Origin of the sequence: Pseudonocardia terrae (assembly GCF_021343995.1) — a bacterium.
Taxonomy (GTDB): Bacteria; Actinomycetota; Actinomycetes; order Mycobacteriales; family Pseudonocardiaceae; genus Pseudonocardia; species Pseudonocardia terrae.
Map to the genome: position 1 here is coordinate 1 of NZ_JAJTTE010000039.1, position 21,910 is coordinate 21,910.

The following is a 21,910-nucleotide window of genomic DNA, read 5'->3' on the forward strand; positions in this document are numbered from 1 at the left end:
AGCCAACCGAGCAGCCCACACTGCCGAACCGACCGTTCGACACCAGCCACCTAGGACGTCGTCGGGTCGAGGCGGGCCTCGGCCCGCTTCGGCGCGAACAGCTCGACCGGGTTGCCCGACGGGTCCTCGACGAGCACCTGGTCGCCGCCAACCCCCTCCACCAGCCCACCGCGGAAGGTCACCCCGGCCGCGCGCAGCCGTTCGGCGAGGGTGGGCAGGTCGGCGACCTCGAGCGTGAAGCGGTTCCAGCCGCCCGGCTCGGGGACCCGGCCGTCGGTGGTCGTGCTGCCGCCGCCCCCGGGCCCGCCGGGCGCGCTGAGGGCCAGCCGCAGGTCCCCGCGGGTCAGCATGGCGAAGGTCGGGGCGGGGTGCATGACCTCGGTGAAGCCGAGGTGGCGGGTGTAGAAGTCGATCGCGGCGTCGACGTCGTGGACGATGTACCGGACGCTGACGGTGGCCATGGCGTACCCCCCGGTGGCTCGACGGCCGGGACCGGGCGTCCCGCCCGCGCTCGCCACCGTAGGCCCCCTAGTAGGCTCACAGCGACGTATGCCCGCGCCGCGGGTACCCGCATGCCTTCGAGGAGAACGACGCATGGCACCCGAGGTGGGCAGCAAGGCCCCGGACTTCACGCTCAAGGACCAGGACAAGCAGGAGGTCTCGCTGTCGTCCTTCCGGGGCGACAAGGCCGTCCTGGTGGTCTTCTACCCGTTCGCGTTCTCGGGGATCTGCACCGGCGAGCTCTGCACGGTGCGCGACGACCTCTCGTCCTTCCAGAACGACGACGTGCAGATCCTCGCGATCTCCACCGACCCCACCTTCTCACTCAAGGCGTGGGCCACCGCGGAGAACTACACGTTCCCGCTGCTGTCGGACTTCTGGCCGCACGGCGAGGTCGCCAAGGCCTACGGCGTGTTCAACGAGGGCGCCGGCATGGCCGTCCGCGGTACCTTCCTCGTCGACACCGACGGCCTGGTCCGCTTCGCGGAGGTCAACCAGCCCGGCGAGGCCCGCGACCAGGAGGGCTGGAAGAAGGCCCTCGCGGCGCTGTAGTCGCCACCCGGGCCGTTCGCCGGCCCGGGTCCGGGGCGCGTAGCTCAGCGGGAGAGCACTCGGTTTACACCCGAGCGGTCGCAGGTTCGATCCCTGCCGCGCCCACCGACTCTGACCAGGCCGAACGCCTGCGCGACACGCTCAGCACCGGTGTGTCGTGACACGGTTCATGACACGAATGTTCCTAGCTTCGGGTCATGCCCCGTGCTCAGGCCGGCCGCAAGCGGACCCGCGGCAGCGTCGATCGGCTCCCCAGCGGCGCCTATCGCGTCCGTGTCTACGGAGGTGTCGACTCCGTCAGCGGGCGGCGACACGATCTCGTGGAGATCGTTCCGCCCGGGCCTCGCGCGCACGCCGAGGCCGAGGCAGCGCGCACTCGGATGCTCAACGAGGTCGACGAGCGCCGGAGCCCACGCACGTCGGCGACGGTGAACCAGCTGCTTGACCGCTACCTCGAGATGATCGACGTCAGCGCGAGTACGCACCTGATGTACACGCGCTACCTGGAGAACCACGTCCGCCCGTTCATCGGCGACGGGAAGGCCGGCGCCGTCGACCCCGACGTCCTCGACTCCCTGTACGCCGAGCTCCGCCGCTGCCGGATCCACTGCCGACCGAAGAGTCGGCAGACCGACCACCGCACCCCGCACGCGCACGAGTGCGACGAGCGCTGCAGGCCCCACGTGTGCAAGCCGCTGTCGAACACGACGATCCGGCACGTCCACCACATCCTGAACGCCGCCTTCAAGAAGGCCGTGCGCTGGCGCTGGATCGCGACCAGTCCGGTGACCCAGGCGGAAGCGCCGCCGCCGAAGCCGCCGGATCCGCGGCCGCCGACGCCGGCGGAGGCGGCGAAGCTGATCGAGGAGGCGTCGTTGGATCCGGACTGGGGCGCGCTGGTCTGGTTCACCATGACGACGGGAGCGCGCCGGGGCGAGGTGTGCGCTTTGCGGTGGCGCAACGTGGACCTCGAGCAGGGCCTGGTCGAGATTCGCCGAGCCCTGGCGACCGATGGCCGCAGCAACTTGGTGGAGAAGGACACGAAGACCCACCAGCAGCGCCGCGTCACGATCGACGACGAGACGCGCGAGGTACTGGCCGAGCACCGGCTGCGGGCCGAGCAGGCCGCGGCGCAGGTGGGCAAGCTGCTCACCGGGCAGGGGTTCGTGTTCTCGCAGGCGCCGGACAGCAGCGAGCCGTTGGTGCCGTCGTCGGTGGGGCAGCGCTACACGCGGATGGCGAAGCGCCTCGGGATCGAGACGCATTTCCACGCACTGCGGCACTACTCGGCGACCGAACTGATCGCGGCCGGAATGGACGTCCGGACCGTGGCAGGACGGCTGGGGCACAGCGGCGGCGGCATCACGACGCTCCGGGTTTACAGCGCGTGGCTGGCCGAGGCCGACCAGCGCGCCGCCGCCGGCATCGCGGCGCGGCTGCCGGAGCGGCCCCGGACGGCTGTGTCGGCGAGCGAGCGGGCGAAGACGGCACCGCGCCTTCCGTTCGAGAAGGTCGCCTCGTCGATCCGCCTGCAGATCCTGACCGGTGAGCTCGTGCCCGGCGATCAGCTGCTCGCCGTGAACGCGCTGGCGAAGCAGCAAGGCGTTGGCGTCGGCACCGTGTACAAGGCTCTGCAGCTCCTCGAGGAGTGGGGTCTGGTCCTGGTGAAGAGCGGAGGACGCCCGATCGTCCTCGAGACCGATGAGATCGACGACCGACCAGGCACCCCTGTCGACGAGGAGCCATCACAGGAGGCGGAGGAGGTGCCCGCCCCTCCTGCTTCGTCGGCGAGCGCTTCGCGGCTTCTTGACTTCACGGTCAGGCGCCGTGGTTACGTAATAGCCGACTTCTCCGCCGAGGCCGACCCGAACAACGCCTCGCAGCTGCGCCAGCTCCTGGTCGACGCCGTCCGCCGCGACGGTCGCGACCCGAGCGACCTCGGCGAATTCACCATGGACGTCGCCGACCCGGAGCTGAAGGAGCGTCTCCGCACGTTCGTCGCGCCGAGCACTGCTTCCTGAGACCTCGGGCTATCGACTCCCATGCCACGACCGACGAGTGATCTGGCGCAGCTGGAGGCGACAGGCTTGGGCACGGGTCGTACGATCTCGAACATGCGTTCGAGTAGGAGGCGGTGCCCATGCGCAGGATGGCGAAGCCCGTCTACGTCGACCTGCGGTGCATCTACGGGCCGCAGGGCCGACGCAACATCGACATCAGCAAGCCCGGGGTGCTCGACGTCGCCGGCGTCGCCAACGGCGAGCTCCACTCGTGATTCCGCGGGCTCGACGCGCGCTGGTACGGGCTTGTCTCGTTCCCCATCATGTGGGCGTCGCGGAACCCCTCGCTGGGCCTGACTCTCGTGGACCAGCTCGTGCCGGCGGAGGCGTTGAAGCTTCGCCGCTACAACGGCCAGACCTACCGGAGCTGACCGATGAGCCCTGAAGAGGTGAGCCAGCCGACGGCATCCGCCGACGCGCAGAAGAAGTTGATCCTGACGTGAGCGACGCGGAGCAGGCTGAGGAGATCCCGACGGTCCGAACCCGCCTCGGGGCGATGCTGTCGGAGGAGCGGATCGCCGCGCACCTCGAGCGGAAGGTGATCAAGCTCGACGGCGTGGTAGTCGACGACCTGGACACCCCGGCCCCGCCGGGAACGAGGATCGTTTTCGGCGGATCTTGAGAAGTCGGTGGGCACCTGTTGGCTCGGACGGCGTGAGTGCCCACCGACTTCACGCGCTACCGCTGATTGAGGAAAGCGCCTCGATCGCGAAGGAACATGTTCGGCTCGTAGAGGACGATGTAGAGGCCTTTGGCGTTGGCCTTGTCCTCGAAGCAGACGTCGCCGGACACCTTGCCGCCTGGCGCGAGATCGCCGGAGTCGAGTGCGGTTCCGCCGCCGAAGAAGGTCGGGTTGACGATGGCGCCCTTCGGGTCCTGGAGTTTGTAGTCGAACATCCCGAAGGATGTGTTGCGGCTGCCGCCGTTGGCGTAGGTCAACGTCGTGCACAGCGTCTTCTCGAAGGTGGAGGCGCCGCGGCGCAGCGGCGTCGATGTCACTGCAAGTCCGTCGATGGTGACGGTCCCACCAGCCTGAACCGAGACGTCGCCCTCCTTCTTGCCCGGGAAGGCGGGGCCGGTGTCGGCGGCAGCGGCTTCTTGGGTCGTCGCGGTGCTTGTTCCGCCGGCCGCCGGCTGGTCGGACGACGAGGAGTTCGAGCCGTTGCCCCTGCTGCCGAAAATGCCCGCCAGGATCAGCAACCCGAGGACGACGGCGCCCAGCCGCAGCAGTGCCTTCCCGATGCTCTTGCCCGGACTCGGGGCGGCTGCGGTGCCCGCTGCTGCGGGATGTACGGCTGTTGTGGTCCGTAGTAGGGCTGCTGGCCGGGATAGGGCGCCTGCCCATTCTGGTAATGGCCGTGCGGGTACTGCGGGCCGTAGGGCTGCTGTCCACCCTGCGGCGGGTAGGGCTGAGACATGGGGGAGCGTCTCCGTTCGTGCACTTCGTCCCCCGACGTCACTGAACGAGTCGCCCTACGTAAGCGGCGCGTTACGTGCAGGTCGATCGCGAGTTGATAACAGTCAAGCCGATGTGGCAGCTCGCTTCACCCTGCCTCGCGCACCTCATCTGACAGGCACCGCGGCCACGTCCGCGGTCGAGAGCCCCGCGAGGCCAAGAACACGCACCGCTGCTTGCCAGCACGGGTCCCTCTCGGTCAAAGACCGGCCATGCGGCCGGGCTGTTCTGCTGCTGGTGGGCCGCTTACTCCGCCCGGTCTCACGGGCAAGGGTGCTGCGCATCGCTTCGCCGACGACCTGGCGGTCGCCCCTGCCCGCGAGCCTCGCCGGGCGGAGTCGGGCGCGGAGGACAAGGGCGGGCGCTTCGCACCGCGCCCCGCAGCCAGCCCACCACAACACGAACAACAACATCTGCTGCTCGGGCTGGTTGCCGACCCTTCTTGGAGGCCGCCATGTCCCAGACCCTCGACCACAAGGAGATGCCTCAGGACGACCACACTTTTCGTCGGGTGCTAGGGCTCCGTCCGGTGCGCACGGTGGTGTTCGACGGCGAGGACTTCCTCGAGCCGTGCCCCACCTGCGGCCACCGTGCCCTCGCCGACGCCCCGCCCGAGCTGCCGCCGGGCGAACCGGTTCCCGAGGTCCCGCTCGACCGCGCCGCAATCGGGCAAGCGCACTGGACGGTGGCGATGCTGATGGAGGTGCTCGACCAGCGCCGCCCGGCTAAACAGCTCACCGACCTAGTGGCCCCTCGGGTGCTGCGCTACCTGCGGGCAATGCCGGTCGAGGCCAGCGGGCTGCGCGGCGGAGCCCGGCTGCTGAGCTTCCACCCGTCGCAGCCGCACGAGGGCGCGGTGGAGGTGGCCGGGTCGGTCCGGCTCCGGGGACGGCGCCGGGCCCTGGCCGTGTCATTCACCCTCGTCGGTCTAGATCGGTGGCTGTGCTCGACGATCCGGATCCTGTAAGCCCGGCGGGGCCGGGCGAGATCTTCTCGCCCGGCCCTTCCGGGTGGTCGCAGTCGAGCTGCCGCGCGGTGCTGTTTGCCACCGCGCGCCGGGCGAAGCCGTCGCGCCGCGCCCGCGGAACGGGCCATCCCGACCTGGGGTGACGATTCGTCTGCCGACGGCCCCTATAGTTGGAGTTGAAAGCGTCCACCTCTTTCGAATTCCTTGCGGTTCGTCTAACGGCTGGCTAGAAGCTTTTGCTTCGATGGATGTGCTCTTCTAGCTGGGCCTTCGTAAGAGTGCACGAATGGGCAACGATCCCCCAGAATCTACTAACGTCAGGCGAGTAGACCTTCCCATTCTTAGAGACCAACGTCGCAGCGCGCGTCAAGATAATTCCGTGGCGCGCACGCGACAGCATCACCAAGAGAGCCCGGCTCTCCTCTTCGTGCTCCTTCGGAGTTTTCGCCTGCCCGGATGGAATGTGAAAACCCTCGAACCCGGGAATGAAGACCCAGTCGAACTGTTGACCCTTTCCTGTATGGGCATTGAGCAGGTGTACTCCTGGAGTGACAGCCCTATTTGGATCGCGTACCTTGAGTCGGCGCACTGCCTCCCAGGCAGAATTCGATCCTTCGGCAAGAGCTTCGAGGTGTTCCAGTGCATCTAGAAGATCGTTGTAGGCCTCAAAATCGTCTAAAGGGAGGTTGTCGAGAATTTTTGCCCGGAGCGCCTCGATTGAAGAGTCCTTCGGCAGCAATTTGGCGGCATCGCGGATAGCTTTAACTACGCCGGCATCGTCGAGCGCGAGGTCCCATTGAGTATGAGGGGTGTCGCTCCTCGCAAATGCAGAATCTACTTGCTTTCGGCGCCACGCTGATCTAGCGATGACTCCTATCGTTGCCAGTGGCGACGCCGACAAAATCTGGCCGGTCGTCGCGACGATCCAGTTTGCCTCGTCTGTGCCGGACGAAAATGTCAAAGCAGACGAAGCACCACCGTCTTGCCACCTATCGGGGTGATGCGCATGGAGGGAGTCGCCGCCCAGGGAAGTAGCTACGGTATTGACGGTCTTCAACACGGCTGGCGAAGACCTGAACGAGCTATGGAGCTTTCTTGGTTCTCCACATACCTGTCGAAGTCGAGCTTCGACGCCCGCTGGATCGGCTCCAGCCCAACTGTAGATACCTTGAAGGGGGTCACCGGCGAACGTCCGGTATCCCGAGGAAGCTAGCATAGCGAGATCGAGTTGTTGCCCGGATAGATCTTGAAACTCGTCGACAATGCTACCGCCAAAATGATGCTGGTAGAGATTCGCTACAGCTGGAATGCTCAGTAGACGGTGGCTATGGCGCAAGATGTCGTCGTAGTGGAGAGTTCCCTCTTGTTGTCGATTATGCTCGATGATCAGCGCAAATTCGTTACCCAGAAGTTCGAGATGCTTGACTACCTCGGCATCAGTTCTTGGTGCCTGCTTCGCCCTGCGAAGTGCGATCTCGATTGCGTTCTGTCTCGCCATCGCTACGTCATACCTGAGGCCTGCAGTGAAGGGCTTTATCGCGGCTGCAAGTGTACGTTTTCCTGGCATTGCGAAACTCGGATCTAGTCCTAATGTTCGTCCATGCGCGCGGACGATGCTTGCGGCCAATCCGTGGAAATTCTGAACAGTTACGAACCTACGCGCAGCTGCCCCTCCTAGCAGATCCGAGATTCGCTGCCGGAGATTTTGCTTTGCCTTGTTCGAGAATGTCAGGGCTAGTACCTTCTGATTCCTTCCAAGGCGTTCGACTACGACCGCGGTTCGCCTGGCAAGTAGCTCTGTCTTTCCGCAACCGGGAGGGGCAATGACCAACAGGTTGAGAGCGTCGCTTCGGGCGATCGTGTCGTGCTCGTCCAACGGCTCCATCAGATGACTGTCTCCATCTGCTTGAAGCATGCGAGCAGAGAGCCAAGTGACGTAATGGACTCGACTTCCGGCGCTGTGAGGGCTTCCCCGACGGCAACTGCTGCTGCAACCTTGTTTCCCCGGCAGAAGCCAGCGACGCTCTCGGCAGAGAGATTAGATACGGTAGATGCGTCGCAGGACTGGAGAAGCGCATTTTCACGACAGACGCCTGCTTTGATCAGGATCTCGGCAACTCTAGTACCGCCCAGGCCGCCCACGTACTCGCCTTCCAGGTCGGGCTTGCAAACCCATAGCTTCTTGTTCAGTATATTCTTCGGCTTCCCGCCGAAGGCACCTAGCCAACGGCCCTGCTCCTTCTCGTCTACAAGGCCATAGGTGGGGATGCAGAATCCATCTGGACCAATTAGCTTGAAGACGTTCGGGAACTTGTCTGCCCCGTCGATTTCAAAGACAACTACGCCTAGCCTGTCGAGGTTGATGCCCAGAACCTGCGCCGCTCGCTCGACAACTATCCGATCTGCGATTCCCTCGACTACGACCACGTGTCGTGCAGTCAGAACCTCGATGAGCCGTGCTGACCACCAGTGAGCTAGAACTCGCTCGATTGCGTTTCGACGATCAGGCGCGATCTGGTGACAGTTCCCGTCTGCCGTGATCGTGATGACGAGTGATGGGTCGAATTGCTGCACTACATACGGTGAATGTGTGACAATCAGCTTCTGATTTCGGGTATTCTGCAGTAGGGTTGCAAGAGTTCTCTGGCTCGAAGGATGCAAGTGAAGCTCGGGCTCGTCGATTGCGACGGTGTGGGCCGAGTTTTCTGCTAGATCGAACAGGGTCATGAGTAGCAGCTGCCGCAAACCGTCTGACTGTTGTGTGATTGGCGTCTGCTCCCCATCGCGGTCGAAGAACAGTGAGACATCACGCAACACCGATGCCGTTGGGTCACTCGCAGTTCTCACGAGCAGCTCTTCCTTCACTACCGCTCGCGGCATCGCGCGGGAGAGGTGCTTCGCAATATCATCTCTGAGCGCTTCGAGGGCCTCACTTGTACGCAGGCTGGCGTTGAAGTCGACGAGTAGTGATCGGAGCTTCTCTTGTTCCTCGCCGAGTTCAAGGCCATTGAGTAATGCCTGCAGCGCACTATTCGGTCCATCGATTTGGCTGGATGAGGCAGTCCTAGACGCGGGTAGGTATCTCCATCCAAAAGCGGCTTGTTGTTCTCGCGAAAGCGACCGATCGCTTCCGGCGTCGGGGAACCACCGTCGAATTGTGACCGATTCGTGGTCGGCGGGATCTGCTTCGATCTCCATGCGAACTGTTAGTGTCGCAGAGTGGTCATCGGGACTGATGGTCGTCTCATGAGGGAAAACGGTCCACTCGGAGTGTTTCAGGTCGGCGAATTCGATTTCCGTGACAAATGGGCGATCGATCTGACGCAAGTCTCGAATTGTAAGAGCCTGATACAGTTGGGATGTTGAGCATCCGAGTACGAGATTCAGTACGCGCAGAAGTGATGTCTTGCCAACATCGTTAGCGCCAACGAAGATGGCGTGTTCTCGTATCTGCAGGTTAATGTCAGCAATTCGGCTGTGGTTCTCGATCATGATGCGAACGATCTTCATCGAAGGTCGAAATCTCCCATTTCTCAGGCGGCCGTGATGACTGTGCGGAGCGCGGTGACTACAGCCCGGTGATGTGATCGCTGCCGAGACTTCGTGTATTACGCCAGCACTAGTTCGATAGGTCGTCCTTACCTACTCTTGATGATGCCGGAGCGGTGCGTCCGCGCAGAGGTTGACTAGCTCGCAGCAAGTGCGTCCAGGGACGTGGCTAAGCGCTGCTGTCCGCGAGGCGCTATTGCTGTAGCGCCGCCTGTAGGTGCTGAGCGGACAGGCTGCTTGGTCTGCTCGAAGTCCTTGGCCTGTCGAAGCTCCTGCCGGCAGAGGCTCGGTGGCGAACCGATGCTGCGTCTGATGGACCTCAGTCTTGACCGTCGTTGGTCAGCGACCGGAGCTCATCTCGCACCTTCTCGGGATCCCACCGCGTGTGCCCACCCGGCGTTCGTAGCTCGGGCGTGATGGCCCCGCTGGCGATGTAGCGTTGGATCGTCCGCAGGCTGAGGCCCAGCTCCTTGGCGAGCTGCCCGCTCGTCACCAGCCGTGCCACGACACGCAGGCTATGCAGCTGATCCAGTTCGTGGCACTGCTCGTCGTACTATGTCGTAGATTGACGTAGTTGAAGGAGGCGGGTTGGCGGACACGGTCTACTCGGTCCACGCGACGAGGCCGGACGACGTCGGAGCGGTCGAGGTCATCTTCGGGTCCGAGGCCGAGGCGCGCGAGTATGCCCGGTCGCGGTCGCTCGACGACCGGGTGCTCTCGACGTCCGTGACCAGCTTCCGCGTCGGCCGGCTCGGGACGAGACAGTCGGTCGCGTGGTTCGTCGGAGGCGATGAGCAGCCCCGTTCGTTCACCCGCCGGCTGTATCCGACGGACTGACGCGCGCGTCGCGCAGCCGTAGGCTCGAATCGGCAGCGCCGCGGACGGGTTCCAGGACGAGAGATTGAGGTGCGCGATCAGCGACGCGGGCATGACGGACCAGGCCGAGCAGGACGACCCGGCGGCGGTGCTGCACGCGGCGGCGCAGAAGGTCCGGCTCGACGACGAGCCTGGCGAGCTGATCCGGTACGGCTCCAACGCGGTCTTCCGGCTGCCGAACCGCGTGATCGCGCGCGTCTCTCGCCCCCGGGCCAAGGCTGAAGCGGTGGAGCGTCAGGTCGCCGTCGCGCGATGGCTGGAGGGGCTCGACTACCCCGCCACGCAGGTCGTCGACGTCGAGCAGCCCGTCGTCGTGGGCGACCGTCTCGTGACGTTCTGGAAGTCGGTCTCCGACGGGGAAACTTACGCCGGCATTGCCGACGTGGCCGCGCTCATCCGGCGGCTGCACGAGCTCGACGCGCCGGCCTCCGTCGATCTCCCGAGACTGCAGCCCTTTGGTGCGCCCGATGCCCCGCTGCCGTCCTTCCCCGGACTCGAGGAGGGCGACGCGGCCTTACTGCAGGAGCGCTACCGCTGGGCGCGGGAGACCTTCGACGGGCTGCCGTTCGCCCTGCCGCGCGGCGTGATCCATGGGGACGCGAACGTCGGCAACGTCATCCTGGGCCGCGACGGCCGGCCGGTGTTGATCGACCTGGACAGCTTCGCCGTCGGGCCGCGCGAGTGGGACCTGATCCAGACTGCGCTCTTCTACGATCGGCTGGGCTGGCACACGCGCGACGAGTACGAGACCTTCGTCGACGTCTACGGGTACGACCTGCTGCAGTGGGAGGGCTATGAGCAGCTCGCCGACATGCGCGAGGTCGCCATGACGGCGTGGCTCAGTCGGCAGGCCGCGGAGTCCGAGAAGTCAGCAGCGGAGGCGGCGAAACGGATCGCGGCGATCCGGGCCGGGACGAGCCGTCGGGACTGGTCGGCCTACTGATCCGCCTGCCGCCAGAGCCTGCGGGTGCGGGCCTGCTCGACGAAGTCGGCGAGCACCCGACTGCCGCGGAAGTGGGGGAGTCGCTGGCGCAGCTCCCCGACATAGCTCGCGCAGCGGGTCGACTGCAGCTCCTCACCGATGTCCAGCGCGCGAAGTGCGGTCTCGCAGCCGGTCTCGACCTCGCCGGCGTCGAGTTGTGCTTGGGCGAGGACCATCGTTGCGAAGAAGTCGCTCCGCAGGTACTCGCCCGTCGCGCCCTCGACGGCCTGGGCTGCCCACCGGATCGCCTCCGACGGTCGGCCGAGGTCGCGGTGGCAGTGCCCGAGCTCTGCCGCGAACTCGGTCTCGTCGAAGTATTGGATCCACTCCGGACCGTCGCCAGTGGAGTGCCGCTCGAACTGCGTCGTGGCGTCACTCAGCGCGGCGTCGCAACCGGTGGCGTCGCCGAGCCTGGCGAGCGCCCGGGCCTCCATCACGCGGAAATGCGCGCTCAGGACAGGCACGCCGAGCGAGTTGGTGCCGAGGGCGGCTGCCCGGGCGAGGGTGGCCGCCTCGCGGAACTTCCCGAGGTAGGTCGCCTGGTGGCTCATCGCGTCGAGAATGCTCGCCGCGAGGCTCCGATCGTCGGCGGCGTCGGCGAGAGCGAGCGCTTGAATGAAGTACCGCTGGGCCAGCCCGTGGTGCCCGACGTCGTAAGAGCTCCAGGCGGCGAGTTGGGTGATCTCGGCGCTGGCCGCGAACAACTCCTGCTGCACGGCGGGGGAGGTCGACGCTCGGAGCGTCTTCGGTAGGTCGTCGCGGAGGTAGGAGATCAGGGCTCGCCGTGTGTGGCCGCCGCCGAAGCGGTTGTCGAGCATCGCGAAGGTCAGCCGCGTCTGTCGGATGCGCTCGACGTCGCTCGCACCGACCGTGCCCGGTCCTTCGTCGCGAGCGCTTCGTGTTCCGACGAGCCAGGACAACGACGCGTCACTCCACGCCGCAGGGTTCACAGGTGAGGCGACGACCAAGCCGGTCTGGTCGAGGTCCGCCTGGAGCAAGGTTGCGAGCGTCGACGCCGAGTCGGCGACGTCGTCCGGATAGGACAGGCCGACGTCAGGGGAGACGCTCGCGCCGGCGAAGCCGACCTCGTCGGGATGGACCTCGCGTCCGAGGCGTTCGCCGAGAGCCTGGAGGATGCACGCCCTCGTCTCCTCGTCACGAGGGACGGTGCCGTTGATCCAGCGGCTGACGTACGTGTGCGTGTACTCGCGCGTCAGGCCCCGCCGTGCCGCAATCGCCATGACCGCTCGGGCGAAACGCTTGCGCCCCACGGCACCGTCGCGGTCGAGGAAGCCGGCCTCGCGCAGCAGAGCGCTGAGCTGCTCGTTCGCGGCCATCGACCTCCCTCTGCGCCCCGGGCGTCCGAGTGTGCCCCCATGTGCGCCCTGCCGTGGGCCGTTCGTGAAGGCCAGAGTGGATCACGTGGACGAGGGACGGCAAGAGACGATCGGCGGGGAACCGTTGCGGCCGGCCGAGAAGGCCGCGCTGTACGAGGAGCTCGCTCGGCTCGGAATCAAGGTCCGGCAGTGGGCGGAGTTGTTCGTCGCGAGGCTCGACGACCTGAGGCGGACCGTCAGCGACGGATCGTCTTCTCGAGCGCGGCCACCCGAGCGTCGAGCCGGGCCATCGCCGCGTCGAGAGCCTCCCGGAGCTCGTCGATCCGCTGACTGATCTCGACGAACTCCGCTGATGGCGTCGTCGGCTGTGGCTCGCCTGAGACGTACACGCCCTTGCCGGGCTGGCCCTCGGCCAGGCCGTCCGTCTGCAGCTGCTTGATCGCGGCGCGGGCGACGGTCACGGAGACCTCGTAGGTCGCCATCAGGGTCGATGTGGAGGGCAGCAGGTCCCCGACGGCGTACGTCCCGTTCAGGATCTTGCCGCGCAGGTCGTCCGCAATCTGCTGGTACTTGGGGCGCCTCGCCACCGACCCTCCTCGCGTCGTCCCCGGCATCTTGCCGGGCGGCGCCCTCACCTTCCACGACACGCCCATCCACAGGCGTGTCACCACTCCTACTACGTCAAGTGCACTATGTGCATATGGTTGGATTCGGTCGTCCTGAGGAGGACAAGTGAGGAAGCAGCAGCACAGCGAGAACTCGGTCGCGCCGGCCTTCTACAGCGTGGCCGCGACGGCGCGGATGCTCGGCGCGTCGGAGATGACGGTCTACCGCGCGATCCAGGACGGGGAGTTCCCGGCCCTGCGCATCCGCGGTCGGATCGTCGTGCCGGCCAGGGCGCTCGAGGCGATGACCGAGGCCGCGGTTGCGGGACACCGCACGGTCGACGTCGCGGAGTGGACGCTCGCCGCCGCCGAGGAGGTGGCCGATGGGCGCGGCTGAGCTCTTCTCCGCCCTCTTCGTCCACGAGGTCGACCCGGACTGGCGGGTGTTCGCCACCTGTCGGGAGATCGACGCCGATCTCTTCTTCCCGGAGGACCGCCAGCCGGCGGGGCAGGTGAAGGCGGCCTGCCGGTCGTGCCCCGTCCAGCCCGAATGCCTCGCAACGGCGATCGCGACCGGGGAGGCGCACGGGATCTGGGGCGGCCTGACCTACCGGGAGCGGCTTCGGCTCGTCCGTGTTCTGCGCGATGGCGGGTTCCGAATCCCGCGTTGGCGGCGCCGGAGGCGAGCGGCATGACCACAGACGCACGAGGAAAGGACCGTTGGGGTGGACGGCGTCGGGGTACTGATCTTCTTCGCACTGGTCGGAGCCTTCATCTGCGCGAAGGCACGCGTGCCGTCGGGAGCCGTGGCCTTCACCGTCGTGGCGCTCGCCCTGTTCGTCGCGACGCCCGTCGGGCGCGGCGTGCCCGACGCCGTCGCGGGCTTCTTCTCCACGGTCGACGACGCGGCGACGCCGGTCCTCAACCAGGAGGGCTCCGGTGCATCTCGCTGATCGTGAGGGCGGTGCGCGGTGACCGCACGAGGTGGGCTGTTCGCCCTGCTCCTGATCGTGGCGGTCGCCGCTGCCGTGCTGTCCTTCGCCGCGCTGCGCGACCTGGCGCTGGTGTGTGGCTTCGCCGCTTGGTTGGCGTGGCTGCTCCCGGTCGTGGTCGACGCCGGCGCGGCTGCGGGGTCGTTGGTGTGGCTCGGCGGCTGGGCCGCCGAGCCCGCCCGGCGCTTCGCTCGGGCCCTCGCACTCGGGCTGCTGACGCTGTCGGTCGCGGCGAACGCGCTTGGCCACGGCCTGGAGGCGTACGGGCTGGCGCCGCCCTGGTGGGTTGTCGTGGTGGTGTCGGCGATCGCGCCGGCCGTGCTCGGTGCGGTCGTGCACCTGGCGGTGCTCGTCGGCCGACGTCGGGTTCTGCCCGCCGTCGATGAGTCGCCCGAGGAGTTGCCGGACCTCGACGGGAATGGGTTGTCCCGGTGGTGGGCGACCGCAGAACCGGTCTCGGAGCCGACCGTGACGGATCGGGCTCAGGCCCTCATCGCCGGCGGTCTTGGACGCCGCCGGTTGGCCAAGGAGCTCGGCGTCACTGAGCACGAGGCGCGCCAGTTGCTCGACGCCTCCCGCCACACCGATAACGACGACCGGTTCGAGGAGGACGCGTCGTGACCGTCTCATCAGTACTGCTGTTCGTGCTCCTCGCCGTGGGTGCGGTCGTCGCATGGGCGCGGCGCTCTCGGCCCGCCGCGGTGACGTTGGCGCTCGCCGCGCTCCTGATGGGCTGGGGCCTGGGGCGGCAGCTTCCGTGGTGGGCACTTGTGGCTGCCGGCGTCGTCGTACTCGCACTGGTCTGGCAGCGGTGGAGCCGGACGGCGGCGAAGGTGACGCGGTGGGGCGCGCGGTCCCGGCGGAAGTCCGGGGTGGCGTCGTCTCTCGACATCGCCCGGGTCGCATCGGGCCGCGCGGTCCGGCGCAAGGCCGCGTCCGTGCGGCCGGTGCTGGCGGCTCTGCCTCGTGGGGAGCGCGGCCGCCTCCGGACCGACGACGTCGGGGTGGCGTTGTGCCGGGTCGGGTTGCAGCGGGTGTGGTCGTCGATCGAGGACGTCACGCTGATCTTCGGCGGGCCTCGGACGGGCAAGACCGGCTGGCTGGCCGGACGGGTTCTCGACGCGCCCGGCGCTGCCGTCGTCACGTCGACCCGGACCGATCTCCTCGAGCTGACCTCACCGCTCCGCCGATGTCGAGGGCCGGTCTACGTGTTCAACGCGGTCGGGTTGGGCGGTCACTCGTCGACGATCACGTTCGATCCGCTCACGGGCTGCGCGGACCCGGTGACGGCGGCCGAACGTGCGACGGACCTGCTCGCGGCCGGATCGCCCGGCGGGAGCGATCGCGAGTTCTGGGACACCCAGGGTCGCCGCGTGTTGGCGGCGCTGCTGCACGCGGCGGCCCTCGGCGAGCTGAGCATGCGCGAGGTGCTCGGTTGGGTCGCCGACCCGGACGGGGCGCAGCGCGAGGTCACTTCGCTGCTGCGCAAGTCGCCGGCGCCGGAGTACGTGCAGGACGCCACGCAGTTCGTCACCACCAACGACCGCACCCGGACGTCGATCACTTCGACGATCATGCCGGCGCTCGGGTGGCTGACCTCGCCTGCGGCGTCGAGCGCGGCGAGCGGGGCGCATTCGTTCGACGTGGCCGATCTGCTCGACACCCGAGCCACGGTCTACCTGCTCGGCGCGGAGGAGACCCAGGCAGCGCCGCTGGTCTGCGCGCTCACCGGGTTCATCGCGCGCGAGGCCCGGCGGCTCGCCGCCGTCCGGCCCGGTGGGCGGCTCGATCCGCCCCTCACGCTCGCGCTCGACGAGGCGGCCCTGATCTCGCCCGTGCCTCTGCAGTCGTGGACGGCGGACATGGGCGGGCGCGGCGTCTCGATCATCGGCGCCTTCCAGTCCCGTGCGCAGGTGATCGCTCGCTGGGGTGAGACGGGCGCGGCGATCATCCTGAACAACACGGCCGCCGTGATGGTGTTCGGCGGGACGCGGGACCGCGACGACCTGTCGTACTGGTCGACGCTGGCCGGCGAACGCGACGAGCCGGTCACGACGACCGACGACCACGGCCGGCTCGCGTCCCGGACGGTCCGCCGGGTCCCGGTCCTCGCGCCGGCGCAGATCGCGAACCTGCCGGCCGGCCAGGTCGTGGTGTTCCGCCGTGGCATCCCGCCCGTCATCGGCCGGGTCCGGATGGCCTGGCGGCGGCGCGACGTCCGCGCGCATGCCCGATCCGAACGCCGACAAGAACGTGCCGCCCGCGTCCGCATGTGGACCGCGAACGCGGCGATCGCCGTGCTCGACGTCCTGGCCGTTCGCTGGCCCGATCGGTTCGGCCCGTTGGCGCGACGTGTGCACGACGCAGGCGTCGGTCGTCGTGACGCCACGGTGGCCGAGATCGAGGCTCGGGACAACGTCGTGCCGCTGCCGGGGAGGCGGCCATGACCGACGAGCGAGACACCATGGTCACCGCCCTCGCCCGGTCGTTGGAGCGAACCCATCGGCGGCTGGGCGAGTTGGAGACGTTGGTCCGCCAGCTGGCCGCCGACGTCACCAGCCTCTCCCGTTCGCGCCCAGCACCGGGCGACGCCTCGACCGGAGCGGGAGACGGCGGGCGCGAATCAGTGGGCGGCGGGTGGCTGCTCGCCGACGACCGGGAGGCGGCCCTGACCGGGATGGCCGATCTGGTCGAGTGGGTCGAAGCCGTCTATCTGCGCTACCCCGACGCGGATCTGCCGTCCTGCTGGCTCTGGCACCCCGCCGTCGTCGAGGAGCTGTGGTGGCTGCGCGGCGCCCACGCCGCGGCCTACGACGACAACGCCGGCTCCTGGCAGCGGATCGGGGACTGGCACGACCGCTTCCGTCCCGGTGTCGTCAAGCGAGTGCGCGCCGCCGTCGGCGGCTGCGAGCTCGTCCTCCACGCACCGGGAGGCGAGCAGGCCGGAGCGCCGCCGCTCGCCCCGCTCGCCGAAGCTGCCGCCGATGTCGCCGACGCCTGGACGACCCGCCGTCTGCTGCTCGAGCCGAGCGACTCCCAGCTCGTCGCCGCCGAGCAGCACGACCGCGCACAGCACCGGAAGGCCCACCGATGACCCCGCGACCACAAGATCAACTGCCCAAGATCAAAACCCTGTACACACCTAGGCATCACGATCCGATGGGACTGCGAGGGCGCTCGTGCTGAGCCTGGCGATCGGCCACGACGTCGGCTACCTGACCGGACCGGTCGCCGGCGGACGGGAGGGCTACTACACCGGTGCCGTCGCCACGGGCGAGCCTGCCGGCCTCTGGTACGGCGCCGGTGCGGAACGGCTCGGGCTGGCCGGACAGGTCGACGCCGAGCTGATGGAGGCCGTGTACACGCACCTGCTCGATCCTTGTGATCCGGCGACAGCGTCGCGGTCGACCTGGGGGCAGGCGGCGCCACTGGCCGCGCCTCACAAGAAGTTCCGCTCGCCCGAGCAGATCTACGCCGAGCTGGTGGCTGCCGAGCCGCAGGCGGGACCGGAGCGGCGGGCCGAGCTGCGCACGCAAGCCGAGGTGTCGTCGCGGCAGGCCGTGGCGTTCATCGACGCGACCTTCTCCGCGCCGAAGAGCGTGACGGTGCTCGGGGTGGCGTTCGAGCGGGCCGCCAACGACGCCCGGGCGGCGGGGGACGAGCGGGCGGGTGCGGCGTGGGCGGCGCATCAGCGGGCGGTGGAGGACGCGGTGCTTGCGGGTGCCCGGGCCGGGCTGGACTACCTCCAGGACGCCGCTGGGTACGCCCGCGCTGGTCACCACGGTGGTGGGGGCGGGCGGTGGATCGACGCCCACGAGTTCGTCGTTGCCCAGTTCCTGCAGCACGACTCCCGCGATCGCGACCCGCAACTGCACGTGCACAACGCGATCCTCAACCGGGTCCAGGCTGCCGACGGGAAGTGGCGGGCGCTGGACTCCCGCACCATCCACACACACCGGGGTGCGGCGGGCGCGATCGCCGAGCGGGTCATGGAGGCTCACCTCGCGCGGACGCTCGGGGTGGAGCTGGCCACCCGCCCGGACGGGCGGGCGCGGGAGGTCGTCGGCATCGATTCGGAGCTGCTGGAGCTGTTCTCCTCCCGCCGGCACGCCATTACCGCCCACACCCGGGAGCTGATCGACGCCTTCACCGCCCGCTTCGGGCGTGACCCGTCGCCGCTCGAGCGCACCCGGCTGGCTCAGCAGGCCACCCTCGCCACCCGGGCTGCGAAGTCGAACGGCGGGGAGTCGCTCGGCGAGCGGCTCGACCGGTGGGAGGCCGAGGCTCGCCAGGCCGTGGCCGGCGGGCTGAACCAGGTGGCGCACGACGTTCTGGCTCGCGGCCAACATCCGAGCGCGCCTGGGGAGTGGTCGGTGCAGGACGTCGTCGAGCGGGCCGTGGCCAATGTGAGCACCACGCGCGCGTCCTGGTCGCGGTCGGATTTGATGCGGGCGGTGTCCGACGAGCTGCCGGGCCACCTCGGCCTGCGCCCGGATCAGGTGCGGCCGCTGCTCGAGCGGCTCACCGACACCGCACTCGAGCAGGCCGTCCCGATCACGCCGCCGCCCGTACTCGACGAGCTGCCCGCCGAGCTGCGGCGCGCCGACGGTCAGTCGATGTTCCAGCGGCCAGGCGCTGACCGGTACAGCGCGCCCGGTCAGCTCGCCGCCGAGCGGATGCTACGGCGCAGTGCTGTCCTACGCGGGGCTCCGATCTTCTCCGCGGATGAGGCGGACACGGTGGTGACTCGGTTCGCCGAGTCTGGGCACGAGCTCGGCGCCGACCAGGCAGCTGCCGTGCGCGGTGTGCTGACCTCCGGCGCCCGGGTCGAGGTGCTTGCGGCCGCCGCGGGAACCGGTAAGACCTTCACCGTCGGTGCGCTGACCGAGGCCTGGACCGAGGCCGGACGGCGGGTGATCGGCTTGGCGCCCTCGCAGGTTGCTGCCGACCTCCTGAGCGAGGAGGGCCTGCGCGCGACGAACATCGCCCGCTGGCTCCGGGACGTCCCCGGCGACATGGTGCTGCGGGACGGGGACATGGTCGTGGTCGACGAGGCCGGGATGGCGTCGAGCGGGGACCTGACCGACATCGTGGCGCGCTGCGATGCGGCGGGCGCCAAGCTCCTGCTCGTCGGCGACCCGGCGCAGCTCGGTGCGGTCGGCCCGGGCGGGGCGCTGTCCGACGTCGCCGAGCGCGGCCTGACCCACCAGCTCGGCGAGGTCCGCCGATTCTCGGCCGACTGGGAACGAGGTGCGTCGCTTCGACTGCGCGAGCAAAATCCCGATGCGTTGGAGGCGTACCAACGGCACGGCCGGCTCATCGACGCCGGCACGGCCGACCAAGCCGAGACAGCGGCCGCGCGGGCATGGATGGCCGACACCCTCGGCGGCCGGGACTCGATCCTCATCGTCGGGAGCAACGACGCCGCCGCGCGGGTCAGCGCCGCCCTCCGCGCGCAGCTCGTCGACCTTGGCCATGTCGAGGCGGCCGGCGTCGAGCTAGGCATGCAGGGCACCGTCGCCGGGGTCGGAGATCTCGTGCAGGCCCGCCGCAACGGCTGGAACGTGATCGGCTTCGCCGGCAACAGGCAAGCGCCGATCAACCGGAGCACCTATCGCGTCACGGCCCTACGCGAGGACGGTGGGCTCACCGTCGCACCGGTAGCCGGTGGCGACGCGCTCCAGCTACCGGCCGATTACGTCCGTTCGGACCTGGCCCTGGCCTACGCCAGCACGGTGCATGCCGCGCAGGGCCGGACCGTCGACACCTGCCACGCCGTGCTCGCACCCGGCACGAACGCGTCCTCGCTCTACGTCGCCCTGACCCGAGGCCGGGAGCACAACACCGCCTGGACCGTGACCCGCACGACCGCACCCGACGCGATGCCGGGCGAGGCGCTCGACACCGAACCGCGGACAGCCCGCGCCGTGCTGGCGGACGTCCTTCGCGCCGCGAAGGCCGACCAGACCGCACTCGCCGAACGTGAGCAGGCCGAGATCACCGCCCGGTCGGCGCTGACCCACGCCGGGCAGCTGGTCGAGGGCGTCTCGCACGTGACCGCGGGACGGACTGCCGCCACCCTCGACCAGCTCGCCGCGGAGGGGATGCTCGCACCGAAGATTCGCGAGCGGCTTGCGGCCGACGAAGCCCTCGGTTCCCTGGACCGTCTGCTTCGCACCGCCGAGCTCGCCGGCCACGACCCCGCCGCGGTGCTCGCCAGCGCGATCGACGGGCGCAGCCTCGACGACGCCCGCTCACCTGCCCAGGTCCTGCATCACCGAATCACCACCACCTTTCATGGCCGCCTGACGCCCGAGATCGAGTCCGCGGCGGACCTCGTGCCCCGCGATGCCACCGGGAGCTGGGCCACGTGGCTGCGAGACCGGGCCGACGCCGTCGATCTCCGACGCCACGAGCTGGGTGCCGACATTGCCCAGGAACCACCGGCCTGGGCGAGGACGGCCCTCGGACCGGTACCCGGCAACGTCGTCGAACGGGCCGAGTGGGAACGCCTAGCCGGATGGGCCGCGGCCTACCGCGAGTTCGCCGGGCACACCGACCAGCACGACCCGCTCGGCCCTGCACCCGCCGCCGGCATGGCCGAAGCCGCGGCGCTGTTCCGCGCCGCGCACAACGCGCTGGACCTCCCCGACGCCGGAGCCGAGGAAGCCGACCTCACGGACGGGCAGCTGCGCATGCGCGTCCGCGCCTACGAACGCGAGACCGCGTGGGCACCCCGCTGGGTCGGCGACGAACTCGACCAGACTCACCAGACGGCCGCGAAGGCCAAGGCGGACGCGGAGATCTGGGACGCGCACGCGGACGCCGCCACCGATGAGGCCGAGCAGGAGCAGCTCCGGGCCGCGGCTGCGCAGGCCCGTGCCGAGGCCGAGTCTCTCGCCGAGCAAGCCGCTCAGCTGGAGATCGCCGACCAGGCCCGCGCGACCTGGTACGCCCATACCGCTGCAACCCGGGACCGGGCCGAGCGAGCCCGCGTCGAGCTCGGCGCTCGTGGCGTCGACCTCGCCCACCCCACGGATCAGGTCACTGCCGAGGAGTGGCTCGCCCTGCACCTCGCCGAGCAGCGCGACGAGGACCAGCACCGGGAGATCACCGAACTCGACGTCGCCGACGAATCCCTTGTCCTCGATGACGTCGCGCGTGGTCCGGAGACCGACGTACAGGACCTACGCGAGGTGGGCGAGGCCGACCGCAGCGAGATAGTCGATCTCCCGACCGAGCGGATTCCGACCGCCGACGAGACGACCGCCGCTGTGGCTCGCGCACAGCTTGCCCTCGCCGAGATCGCCGCACGCGAGGCGGCCGATGCCGAGTGCGAGGCAGAGGACGAGGCAATCCGACAGCCCAACACCTGGCAGGACACACGAGAGGAGACCTTCGAATGGGACGCCGTCGCCGAGCGCTAACCGGTGCGCCGCACCCGCTCCTGAACCGACGCGATCCGCGCGATCAACCGTCGCGACCGCTCGACCGTCGCCCTCGCGTCGTTCCGTGCCGCATGACGTTCCTCGGGACCCCAGGTCTTGTACGGCTCGGCCGCCATCGCCGCGTCGACCAGCTCCTGCGCCTCGACCAGCTGGCCGTCCGGCCGTCGGGCGGGCAGGGGCAGCGGGGGAGTAGCCGTCTTGCCCAGCAGCCAGCTCAACGCCGCCGACGTTCCGGCAGCTCTCTGCGGATCGAGTTGCTGTGGAGGGCAGTAGGCGACGCCGAGCTCGTCGGGCAACGCGTCGATCGGGAGAGGGGAGTCCGGCGATATGACCGTGCGGGCGGCCCAGAGCTCCATCTCCGCCACCGCGCGGGTGACCGGCTGCTCGGTACGACCACTGACCGGAGCCTGCTGGCCGCCGCGTGCCCAGGCGACTGCCGCGACGACGCCTGCCGCGGACGGCGAGCCCGATTCGGTGGCGTCGCCGTAGGCCAACCAGTGGAGGTCGGCGATCTGGGCGCGCGGCGGGACCGCCCAGGGCGGCTCGTCCGGCGTCCACGTCATGCCGCTGAGTATGCGCCCGATC

General features: G+C 68.7%; 22 protein-coding genes and 1 tRNA gene. 15 read left to right on the forward strand and 8 right to left on the reverse strand.

Annotation, left to right across the window (positions count from 1 at the left end; all coding sequences use genetic code 11):
• Window positions 1–50: 50 nt before the first annotated feature.
• The gene (locus LWC33_RS23580; protein WP_233306631.1) at window positions 51–461 is read right to left on the reverse strand and encodes a VOC family protein; all 411 of its coding nucleotides are present in this window, start codon (window positions 459–461) and stop codon (window positions 51–53) included.
• A gap of 133 nt (window positions 462–594) precedes the next feature.
• On the opposite strand from LWC33_RS23580, the gene LWC33_RS23585 reads away from it, so the two are divergent.
• The 5 genes from LWC33_RS23585 to LWC33_RS23600 all read left to right on the forward strand — a co-directional run bounded on the left by LWC33_RS23585 (window position 595) and on the right by LWC33_RS23600 (window position 3,735).
• On the forward strand, window positions 595–1,053 hold the full coding sequence (locus tag LWC33_RS23585; protein ID WP_233306632.1) for a peroxiredoxin: 459 nt from the start codon (window positions 595–597) through the stop codon (window positions 1,051–1,053).
• Between the two features lie 33 nt (window positions 1,054–1,086).
• Window positions 1,087–1,158 (forward strand) — tRNA-Val (locus LWC33_RS23590).
• A 92-nt stretch (window positions 1,159–1,250) separates the two neighbouring features.
• Window positions 1,251–3,074, forward strand: a complete 1,824-nt coding sequence (locus LWC33_RS23595) for a tyrosine-type recombinase/integrase (protein WP_233306633.1) — start codon at window positions 1,251–1,253, stop codon at window positions 3,072–3,074.
• A gap of 119 nt (window positions 3,075–3,193) precedes the next feature.
• On the forward strand, window positions 3,194–3,328 hold the full coding sequence (locus LWC33_RS35390) for a hypothetical protein (RefSeq protein ID WP_255692618.1): 135 nt from the start codon (window positions 3,194–3,196) through the stop codon (window positions 3,326–3,328).
• Window positions 3,329–3,552: 224 nt separating this feature from the next.
• Complete coding sequence (locus LWC33_RS23600; protein WP_233306634.1) at window positions 3,553–3,735, forward strand: hypothetical protein; 183 nt, start codon at window positions 3,553–3,555, stop codon at window positions 3,733–3,735.
• A gap of 56 nt (window positions 3,736–3,791) precedes the next feature.
• Here the strand turns inward: LWC33_RS23600 and LWC33_RS23605 are convergent, their stop codons facing one another.
• Window positions 3,792–4,313, reverse strand: coding sequence for a DUF4352 domain-containing protein (locus tag LWC33_RS23605; RefSeq protein WP_233306635.1), 522 nt, complete (start codon window positions 4,311–4,313; stop codon window positions 3,792–3,794).
• A gap of 710 nt (window positions 4,314–5,023) precedes the next feature.
• Here LWC33_RS23605 and LWC33_RS23610 point away from each other — a divergent pair.
• Complete coding sequence (locus LWC33_RS23610; RefSeq protein WP_233306636.1) at window positions 5,024–5,536, forward strand: Rv3235 family protein; 513 nt, start codon at window positions 5,024–5,026, stop codon at window positions 5,534–5,536.
• Window positions 5,537–5,762: 226 nt separating this feature from the next.
• Here the strand turns inward: LWC33_RS23610 and LWC33_RS23615 are convergent, their stop codons facing one another.
• The 3 genes from LWC33_RS23615 to LWC33_RS23625 form a co-directional block, all read right to left on the reverse strand.
• On the reverse strand, window positions 5,763–7,421 hold the full coding sequence (locus LWC33_RS23615; RefSeq protein ID WP_233306637.1) for a UvrD-helicase domain-containing protein: 1,659 nt from the start codon (window positions 7,419–7,421) through the stop codon (window positions 5,763–5,765).
• Window positions 7,421–9,046 carry an ATP-dependent nuclease gene (locus LWC33_RS23620; RefSeq protein WP_255692619.1) on the reverse strand — a complete coding sequence of 542 codons (1,626 nt, stop codon included), beginning with the start codon at window positions 9,044–9,046 and terminating at the stop codon, window positions 7,421–7,423. Before LWC33_RS23620 ends, LWC33_RS23615 begins: the two co-directional genes overlap by 1 nt.
• A 358-nt stretch (window positions 9,047–9,404) precedes the next feature.
• A complete protein-coding gene (locus tag LWC33_RS23625; protein WP_233306639.1) occupies window positions 9,405–9,590 on the reverse strand; it encodes a MerR family DNA-binding transcriptional regulator in 186 nt (61 codons plus the stop codon).
• Between the two features lie 83 nt (window positions 9,591–9,673).
• Here LWC33_RS23625 and LWC33_RS23630 point away from each other — a divergent pair, with 83 nt between their 5' ends.
• Together LWC33_RS23630 and LWC33_RS23635 are read left to right on the forward strand one after the other, a co-directional pair.
• Window positions 9,674–9,922, forward strand: a complete 249-nt coding sequence (locus LWC33_RS23630; protein WP_233306640.1) for a hypothetical protein — start codon at window positions 9,674–9,676, stop codon at window positions 9,920–9,922.
• A gap of 91 nt (window positions 9,923–10,013) precedes the next feature.
• The gene (locus tag LWC33_RS23635) at window positions 10,014–10,904 is read left to right on the forward strand and encodes a phosphotransferase family protein (RefSeq protein ID WP_233306641.1); all 891 of its coding nucleotides are present in this window, start codon (window positions 10,014–10,016) and stop codon (window positions 10,902–10,904) included.
• Here LWC33_RS23635 and LWC33_RS23640 read toward each other — a convergent pair.
• Window positions 10,898–12,280 carry an NsdA family TPR-like regulatory protein gene (locus LWC33_RS23640; protein ID WP_233306642.1) on the reverse strand — a complete coding sequence of 461 codons (1,383 nt, stop codon included), beginning with the start codon at window positions 12,278–12,280 and terminating at the stop codon, window positions 10,898–10,900. The two genes, LWC33_RS23635 and LWC33_RS23640, sit on opposite strands and share 7 nt — an antisense overlap.
• 236 nt (window positions 12,281–12,516) lie before the next feature.
• Window positions 12,517–12,867: a winged helix-turn-helix domain-containing protein gene (locus LWC33_RS23645; protein WP_233306643.1), complete on the reverse strand. Its 351-nt coding sequence runs from the start codon at window positions 12,865–12,867 to the stop codon at window positions 12,517–12,519.
• A gap of 145 nt (window positions 12,868–13,012) precedes the next feature.
• Between LWC33_RS23645 and LWC33_RS23650 the strand changes: the two genes are divergently transcribed.
• From LWC33_RS23650 to mobF, 7 genes are all read left to right on the forward strand, one after another.
• Entirely contained in the window at window positions 13,013–13,282 is a 270-nt protein-coding gene (locus tag LWC33_RS23650; RefSeq protein WP_233306644.1) for a helix-turn-helix domain-containing protein, read from the forward strand.
• Entirely contained in the window at window positions 13,269–13,580 is a 312-nt protein-coding gene (locus tag LWC33_RS23655) for a WhiB family transcriptional regulator (RefSeq protein ID WP_233306645.1), read from the forward strand. The genes LWC33_RS23650 and LWC33_RS23655 overlap by 14 nt, the downstream gene beginning before the upstream one ends.
• A gap of 30 nt (window positions 13,581–13,610) precedes the next feature.
• A complete protein-coding gene (locus tag LWC33_RS23660) occupies window positions 13,611–13,838 on the forward strand; it encodes a hypothetical protein (protein ID WP_233306646.1) in 228 nt (75 codons plus the stop codon).
• Window positions 13,839–13,856: 18 nt separating this feature from the next.
• Complete coding sequence (locus LWC33_RS23665; RefSeq protein ID WP_233306647.1) at window positions 13,857–14,498, forward strand: DUF2637 domain-containing protein; 642 nt, start codon at window positions 13,857–13,859, stop codon at window positions 14,496–14,498.
• Window positions 14,495–16,324 carry a type IV secretory system conjugative DNA transfer family protein gene (locus tag LWC33_RS23670; protein ID WP_233306648.1) on the forward strand — a complete coding sequence of 610 codons (1,830 nt, stop codon included), beginning with the start codon at window positions 14,495–14,497 and terminating at the stop codon, window positions 16,322–16,324. Before LWC33_RS23665 ends, LWC33_RS23670 begins: the two co-directional genes overlap by 4 nt.
• The gene (locus LWC33_RS23675; RefSeq protein ID WP_233306649.1) at window positions 16,321–16,971 is read left to right on the forward strand and encodes a hypothetical protein; all 651 of its coding nucleotides are present in this window, start codon (window positions 16,321–16,323) and stop codon (window positions 16,969–16,971) included. The genes LWC33_RS23670 and LWC33_RS23675 overlap by 4 nt, the downstream gene beginning before the upstream one ends.
• Before the next feature lie 85 nt (window positions 16,972–17,056).
• Window positions 17,057–21,304, forward strand: coding sequence for a MobF family relaxase (mobF, locus tag LWC33_RS23680; RefSeq protein ID WP_233306650.1), 4,248 nt, complete (start codon window positions 17,057–17,059; stop codon window positions 21,302–21,304).
• Here the strand turns inward: mobF and LWC33_RS23685 are convergent.
• A complete protein-coding gene (locus tag LWC33_RS23685) occupies window positions 21,301–21,888 on the reverse strand; it encodes a hypothetical protein (RefSeq protein ID WP_233306651.1) in 588 nt (195 codons plus the stop codon). The genes mobF and LWC33_RS23685 overlap by 4 nt on opposite strands.
• Between the last annotated feature and the right edge of the window lie 22 nt (window positions 21,889–21,910).

Bases quoted from the DNA above. Each gene is read 5' to 3' on its own strand.
- LWC33_RS23580 (WP_233306631.1), bottom strand. From the start codon at position 461: ATGGCCACCGTCAGCGTCCGGTACATCGTCCACGACGTCGACGCCGCG.
- LWC33_RS23585 (WP_233306632.1), top strand. From the start codon at position 595: ATGGCACCCGAGGTGGGCAGCAAGGCCCCGGACTTCACGCTCAAGGAC.
- LWC33_RS23595 (WP_233306633.1), top strand. From the start codon at position 1,251: ATGCCCCGTGCTCAGGCCGGCCGCAAGCGGACCCGCGGCAGCGTCGAT.
- LWC33_RS35390 (WP_255692618.1), top strand. From the start codon at position 3,194: ATGCGCAGGATGGCGAAGCCCGTCTACGTCGACCTGCGGTGCATCTAC.
- LWC33_RS23610 (WP_233306636.1), top strand. From the start codon at position 5,024: ATGTCCCAGACCCTCGACCACAAGGAGATGCCTCAGGACGACCACACT.
- LWC33_RS23615 (WP_233306637.1), bottom strand. From the start codon at position 7,421: ATGGAGCCGTTGGACGAGCACGACACGATCGCCCGAAGCGACGCTCTC.
- LWC33_RS23620 (WP_255692619.1), bottom strand. From the start codon at position 9,046: ATGAAGATCGTTCGCATCATGATCGAGAACCACAGCCGAATTGCTGAC.
- LWC33_RS23635 (WP_233306641.1), top strand. From the start codon at position 10,014: ATGACGGACCAGGCCGAGCAGGACGACCCGGCGGCGGTGCTGCACGCG.
- LWC33_RS23640 (WP_233306642.1), bottom strand. From the start codon at position 12,280: ATGGCCGCGAACGAGCAGCTCAGCGCTCTGCTGCGCGAGGCCGGCTTC.
- LWC33_RS23655 (WP_233306645.1), top strand. From the start codon at position 13,269: ATGGGCGCGGCTGAGCTCTTCTCCGCCCTCTTCGTCCACGAGGTCGAC.
- LWC33_RS23675 (WP_233306649.1), top strand. From the start codon at position 16,321: ATGACCGACGAGCGAGACACCATGGTCACCGCCCTCGCCCGGTCGTTG.
- LWC33_RS23685 (WP_233306651.1), bottom strand. From the start codon at position 21,888: ATGACGTGGACGCCGGACGAGCCGCCCTGGGCGGTCCCGCCGCGCGCC.